Source organism: Sphingomonas asaccharolytica NBRC 15499, from assembly GCF_001598355.1.
Taxonomy (GTDB): Bacteria; Pseudomonadota; Alphaproteobacteria; order Sphingomonadales; family Sphingomonadaceae; genus Sphingomonas; species Sphingomonas asaccharolytica.
This window is the reverse complement of the sequence record NZ_BCYU01000010.1, coordinates 72,255-78,775: the sequence shown is the minus strand read 5'-3', so window position 1 is coordinate 78,775 and position 6,521 is coordinate 72,255. Positions and strand designations below refer to the sequence as shown.

The following is a 6,521-nucleotide window of genomic DNA, read 5'->3' as shown; positions in this document are numbered from 1 at the left end:
CCCGCCGGTTTCGACCGGCGGGTCGCAACCATCCTTACGAACCTGCTCGAGGACGATCGTGATGACCGAGACCTACCACAAGGAGCATTTGCTGGATCGAGCCGCGATGGTGGCGATGCGCGCCATGATCGCGCTCCAGCCGGCAGCCGATCTCAGCCCCGATGGCCGCGCCGCGTTCGACGACCTGATGGGCAGGACCCCGCGGGCTGACACCGTCACCTACGAAGCAGCCGAGATCGGTGGCGTTCCCGGCTGGTGGTGCCGCACAGCGGAGGCGACGCCGGGCACCGCGATCCTGTATTTTCATGGCGGCGCGTATGTCGTTGGTTCGGCACAGGCTTACCGCAACTTCGTCGGGCAGATCGTGGCCCGGGCCAAGGTCGATGCGTTCATTCCCGACTATGGCCTTGCGCCCGAACGGCCCTTTCCTGCGGCGGTCGAAGACGGCGATGCGGCCTATCATGGGCTGGTGGCGGCTGGCATATCCAGGATTGCGATCCTCGGCGATTCGGCGGGTGGCGGCCTGGCGCTCGTCATCGCGACGCGGATGACCGCCGCCGCACGGAACGGCTTGGCGCCGAAACCGGTCGCCGCCGTGGTCATTTCCCCCTGGACCGATCTGGCGTTGACCGGCGATAGCATGACGACGCGTGCCGCGCACGATCCGTTGCTCACCGGTGAGGCATTGGAGCGGGCACGCATCACCTATCTCGGAGCAACCGATCCAAAGGTTCCGGAGGCCTCGCCTCTCTATGCCGATCTCGCCGGCTTTCCTCCTGTCATGCTGCATGTTGGCGAGGATGAGATCCTGCTAACCGATGCGCAACGCATGGCCGACAGCATCGTAACTGCCAGTTCGCCCGCCGAGCTCCACGTTTGGCAGGGGATGGCCCATGTGTTCCCGGCAAACCTCGCTCTTCTGAAGGCCGCGGCGCAAGCGCTCGATATCGTCGCGACCTTCGTGCGTCTTAATCTGCGTGCATAGGCGCTCGGACACGGTTCCCAACAATTTTTGGAAGGAGATTTCCATGACTCGCATCCTGTTCGTTGGCCAGAAGCCCGAAACCGTGGACTTCTCGGACCCGTCGCTGCCGCCGGGGTTCGATGCGGAAAAAATCAATGCGGGGATCGCCGTCGCGGTCGCGCAGATTCACGAGCGCGGCTGGGATGGCGATACCTGCATGATCACGCCCGACGACGCCGGACGCGCCATGCTCGAAACGCAGTTGAACAGTGCGCGCTATGATTGCGTCGTGATCGGCGGCGGTCTGAGGATTCCACCGAAGAGCCTCGCCCTGTTCGAAATGGTGGTTAACGCCGTCCACAAGGCGGCCCCCAACGCGACGATCGCGTTCAACAGCCGTCCCGAAGACACCGCTGACGCCGCTGCTCGTACCCTGCGTCCGGCTGACTAGCCAAAGACATCTCCGGCGGATTGCCGGACAACCACTGGATTATTACGTCCAGGGCGTCCGCAGTTTGCTCGCCGAGGCGAACCCCGAACGTCAACCCGAGTGGCGCGCCACGCCCAACAGCCCCGGCACATACGACTCGCCGGCAGACGCCCCGGCCCCCCACCATCCGCCCCGCTCACAGACGATCGAGGATTAGCCGATGCGCCCTAGCTGATCGATAATGTCGCTATGTCGAGCGCCGAGCTCCCGCCCTCGCCCTGCGTGGTTACGGGACCCGCAACATTTGACGTCAGATGTCGCGCCGCATCGCATATCGAAGCATGAAGGGCGTCACGACTGCGGCTAGCGTTGCACCGTACACGATCTTGACGGCCAATAATGTCGAAAAGCCGACATCGGCTACCCACCCGGTGCCGAGGGCGGCGTGCACGGCTAAACCAGCCACGATGGCGATCAGGGCGGCACAAACCGCGCGGACGGGCAGCGACCAGCGCGGCGGCAACCCAGGCAGCGGGGCCAACACGCCAACCTGGAGCCGACGCAACGTCAGAAATCCGGGAACCAGCACGCTCATCAACGTGATCATGAAGCTCTGCGGTATGGAATCGAGCGTGATTGCGCGCATCGAAATCGACGACGCCCCGCCGAACATCAACCAAGCGAAACCAACACTGATCACGGTATTGATCACAACGCTGATTACGGTTTCCCCAACGACATACCGACGTTGTTCCGGCGTCATCGCGTCAGAACCGGGCAAGGTCGTTCGCGACGGTGATGGGGCCTGCAAAAATCGCGGCCATTCCCTTGGTGTAGCCCGACAGGTCTGTCTCATCGTCCATGCCTGGCGAGAGATGTGTCAGCACTACCCGCTTGCATCCCGCCGTGCTCGCAAGGCGCGCAACGCTTTCCGGCGCCAGATGATCTTGCTCCATGTGCGCGATCATCGGGCCGAGCACCGCAGGGGGGATGTCGCCGGCCCGCCGCAAGATCGCCGCCATTGCTGACAGGTCGATGACTTCACTCACCAAAAGATCGCAGCCCTTGGCAAGCAACGGCAGGCGCGCCGATGGCCCGGTATCGCCCGTATAGACGATCGTGCGGTCCTTGGTTTCGATACGAAATGAATAGGAGCGCGCCGAGGCAGCAGCCGCGCTTCCCGGCGGGAAGTGATAGTGATCGTTCGTGATCGCGAGCACGCGAATATTCACGTCGCGATACACTTCCCTGGGCGTATCGAGCATCGACGGCAAATCCCGCGGCGCCAGCGTCGCGCGGATCGCCGGCATCGGCGGCCCACCGATCGTGATCGGCGCCAGCTCGGTCGCGCGATATGCCGACGCGATCCCGTCCACCATATTCGTCATCCCGGGCGGGCCGATGACTGGCAGCGGCGTACGGTCGTCGAGCAACCAGCGCGTCAAGAGCAGTGGCGCCAGACCGCCGACATGATCGATGTGATGGTGCGACACGAATATCGCGCGGACCGCATGCACCGACAACCCCGCCGCGGCGAGCTGGCGCTGCGTCCCATCGCCCGCATCGAATAGATAGACCGCGCCGTTGACGACCAGGGCATTGGCCGGTTCCGAGCGTTTGACCCGCGTCAGCGGCCCGCCCCCGGTGCCCAGCGTGACAAACTGAGCGAGGCCCGGTGCCTGCTTCGCGGTCGCCACAGGCGTGGCGGATAGCCCGAACGCCGCCAGCCAGATAGCCGCCGCAGCCCGCATCAGAACTTCATGCTCCCCCGCACGCCATAGGTGCGTGGTGGCCGCAACTGGTTATAGACCGTACCCCCTTTGGCCGGGCTCTGCAGTGAGTTGGAGAAGACCAGCTTGTTCTCGATATTGTTGATGAAGCCAGTCAGCGAATAGCGCCCATTCGCCGTTTCATAGGTCAGGCGGGCGTTCGACATCATGTAGGAACCCTGCTGACCCAGCGCGAGATATTCGATCGACAGGAAGCGTGACGATTCGATGCGGGTGTCCGCGCCGGCGATGATCCGACCCGAATTCCCCAGCTGGAATGTGTGCTGATAGCCGGCATTGATCGACCAGGTCGGGGCGTTGACGACCGGTCGTCCCGAGCAATTCACGTTGTAGATGCGTGCCTGGGGACTCGCGCCCGTCAAGCTGGTCACCGCGGTCGCGCAGCCGACGACCGGCGCGACGCCAGTGGTCGAATAGGCTTGATATTGCAGCGAATCGTAACGCGCGTGGAGATACTGGACGTTGGCAGTGAAGAGATCGTCGCGCGTCGGCTGGAACTGGAGTTCGGCCTCGGCACCGTAGATGGTCGCCTGGCCGGCATTCTCGGTCGCAAAGATCGGGCCGAAGATCGGACCGCCCGGCGTGCTGGCGACCTGCACCGCGCCGAGATGGGTGACCTGCTGGTCACGATAGTCCCAGTAGAATGCTTCGATGTTGAGCTGGAGCTTGTTGTCGAAGAAGCGGTTCTTCGATCCTACCGTGTAGGCGCGCAGCGTCTCGGGCTTCGAATAATTGAGACCTTCGGCAGCGAACAGCACACCGGATTTGAACCCGGTCGATACCGACGCATAAAGCAACGATCGCGGCCCGAGATCGAACTCCAATCCTGCCTTCCAGGTCACCTTGCTGAACGACACGTCGCTCTTTGGGAAAGACCGAATATCGGCGATGATCGGCACCAGCGGGAAAACGCCGGGGACGAAGCCGACAAACGGCAGAGTGTGAGCCTCGGTATCCTGTGTTTTGTTGTCATGCGTATAGCGCAGGCCACCGGTGAGGCGGAGCGTGTTGGTCAGCGAATAGGTTCCCTGACCGAAAAAGGCGTAGCTGTCGGTGCCAAGTCGCGAATTGATGCGAGTTCCATTGCTACCCTGATCGAAGAACTGATTGGCCGTCACATGCTCGGTAAAATAATAGCTGCCGAGCACCCAATTCAGCGGCCCGGACTTGTTCGATAGTCGCGTCTCGAGCGACATCTGATCGGAATTCTCGGTCACGTCGATCAGGAAGCTCGACGCATAGCTGACGAAGTCGAGATCGGTCTTGCGATAGGCCGGGATGACCGTCAGCTTGGCGAAACCGAGATCGGCGTTGATCGTCATCGATGCGCCGAAAAAGCGGTTGTCCTGATAGCCGTCGTTACGAGCGATGAACTGCGGGACCGGTGCGGTCGGCGCGCGGGTCAGGTACTCGGCGATGACGCGCGGGTCGCTCGGCCCGAGGCGGTTCTTGCCGTCGAGCAGCGGCATGATCGTACCACCGGATCCCTTGCCACCGACATGGGCATAATCGATCGATAGGGTGGCATCGAGGCCTGTACCGGTCTCGCCGCGTAACTGGCCGCGCACCGCCCGGGTATCCTCATCGTCATACCCGTCGCTGTAATAGCCGTCATGCTTGGCATATTGCCCGGCGAGGCGGAACGCGACGTGCTCGCCGATCGGCACGTTGATCGCGCCCGATCCCTTGATCGCATTGTAATTGCCATATTCGGCGTTGAGATAACCGCCCAACTCGCCAAATTTCGGTTTGGCCGTGATGACGTTGAGCGCGCCGCCGGTCGCGTTACGGCCATAGAGCGTGCCTTGCGGTCCCTTCAGCACCTCGATCCGCTCAAGATCGTAGAACAGGCCAGCCGGCGCCGCGGGGCGCGACAGGTAAACACCGTCGAGGTTGAAGGCGACGCCTTGCTCGGCAAAGGCATTCGAGCCGAACGTGCCGACGCCACGCAGATAGATTTGGGTGAACGACGCCGCTGGCGCGATCTGCAGCGACGGTACCAGCCGCGTCAGGTCGGTCGCCTGACTGATGCTGTTCTTGGTCAGCGTGTCGCCGGCGACCGCGCTGACCGCGATCGCGGCCTTTTGCAAAGTCTCCTCGCGCCGCTGCGCCGTGACCACGATGTCGGGAATGCCCTGTGGCGCCTCGGCGGATTCGGTCGGAGTCGGCGCGGTCTGGGCGACGGCGGGCATCGCCGCGATCAGCGCAGCCGGCGCCACCGATAGCTCCAGCAGGCGGGTGACTTTCATGTATTCCTCCCCAGTCGCGCCCCTATTGCGGGGTCGCTCGTTTCGGCCACGGTTCTGCGTCGGGAGGATGCATAAGAAAAATCATTTGTTGTGATTGAATACCAATCATGGCGTGAATAGTATGCGCGAATGCGGTTCCAGGGGCTCGACCTTAATCTGCTCGTCGCGCTCGATGTCCTGATCGAGGAGCGCAGCGTCTCGCGGGCGGCAGAGCGGCTCCATCTCAGTCAGCCGGCCATGAGCGCGGCGCTGCGCCGGTTGCGCGATTATTTCCACGATCCGATCCTGTCTGCGCACGGCAAGAAGATGATCCCCACGCCGCATGCCCTACGCTTGCGTGACGCGCTGCGTGCCCTTCTGACCGACGTCGAACGCATGGTGTCGTTGTCGACCCAATTCGATCCCGCGACGTCGCAGCGCCGCTTCCGGATCGGAGCGTCAGACTATCTTTCGATCGTCTTGTTTACCCACCTCGTCTCCGAACTCGAACAGGTCGCGCCGGGCGTGTCGCTCGAGCTGGTTCCTCCATCCGACGCCATGGCGGCGATGCTCGATCAGGGCGAACTCGACTTGATGATCACACCTGCCGAGCATGTCTCTCCGGACCATCCCAGCGAATTGCTGTTCGAGGAGCGCCACGTGGTAGCTGGCTGGGCCGGTAATCCGCTGGTGCAAAGGCCGCTGAGCGAGGAGGACTTCCTCGCCGCCGGACATGTCGCAGTGGAGATCGGCCGCCTGCGCCCAACGTCGTTTGCCGAGAAGTTTCTTCGCGAGCAGGGCAAGGAGCGGCGGATCGAGGTGCTCGTCTCGTCCTTCGCGGTCGCGCCGGAGATGCTCGTCAACACGCGTCGCCTCGCGGTGATGCACGAACGCCTCGCTCGCGCCTATGCCGAACGCATCGCGATCTGCTTCGTCGAAATGCCCTTTGGCTTTCCGGTGATGCGCGAAATGCTGCAATATAATCGAACACGCAGCGAGGATGCCGGGCTGCGCTGGTTGATCGCCCTCATCAAGCAAGTTACAGATCATTCATAGAATTTATGCTCACGCATAAAAACGTTCATTTTTACAGATGGAATGATCCGCCT

6 protein-coding genes are annotated in these 6,521 nt (G+C 62.5%); 3 read left to right on the top strand and 3 right to left on the bottom strand.

Annotated features, from left to right (window positions below; genetic code table 11):
• Window positions 1-61: 61 nt before the first annotated feature.
• Window positions 62-985, top strand: a complete 924-nt coding sequence (locus SAS01S_RS04330) for an alpha/beta hydrolase (RefSeq protein WP_066805387.1) — start codon at window positions 62-64, stop codon at window positions 983-985.
• A gap of 43 nt (window positions 986-1,028) precedes the next feature.
• A complete protein-coding gene (locus tag SAS01S_RS04325) occupies window positions 1,029-1,415 on the top strand; it encodes a hypothetical protein (protein WP_066805384.1) in 387 nt (128 codons plus the stop codon).
• Between the two features lie 289 nt (window positions 1,416-1,704).
• On the opposite strand, the gene SAS01S_RS04320 is transcribed toward SAS01S_RS04325, so the two are convergent.
• From SAS01S_RS04320 to SAS01S_RS04310, 3 genes are read right to left on the bottom strand one after another with little or no spacing between them, the layout of a single operon-like run.
• Entirely contained in the window at window positions 1,705-2,175 is a 471-nt protein-coding gene (locus tag SAS01S_RS04320; protein ID WP_169804896.1) for a hypothetical protein, read from the bottom strand.
• Window positions 2,162-3,145, bottom strand: a complete 984-nt coding sequence (locus tag SAS01S_RS04315; protein ID WP_066805380.1) for an MBL fold metallo-hydrolase — start codon at window positions 3,143-3,145, stop codon at window positions 2,162-2,164. Before SAS01S_RS04315 ends, SAS01S_RS04320 begins: the two co-directional genes overlap by 14 nt.
• Window positions 3,145-5,433: a TonB-dependent receptor gene (locus tag SAS01S_RS04310; protein ID WP_084238494.1), complete on the bottom strand. Its 2,289-nt coding sequence runs from the start codon at window positions 5,431-5,433 to the stop codon at window positions 3,145-3,147. Before SAS01S_RS04310 ends, SAS01S_RS04315 begins: the two co-directional genes overlap by 1 nt.
• Window positions 5,434-5,562: 129 nt before the next feature.
• Here SAS01S_RS04310 and SAS01S_RS04305 point away from each other — a divergent pair, with 129 nt between their 5' ends.
• Window positions 5,563-6,468 carry a LysR family transcriptional regulator gene (locus SAS01S_RS04305; protein WP_066805379.1) on the top strand — a complete coding sequence of 302 codons (906 nt, stop codon included), beginning with the start codon at window positions 5,563-5,565 and terminating at the stop codon, window positions 6,466-6,468.
• The last annotated feature ends 53 nt before the right edge of the window (window positions 6,469-6,521 follow it).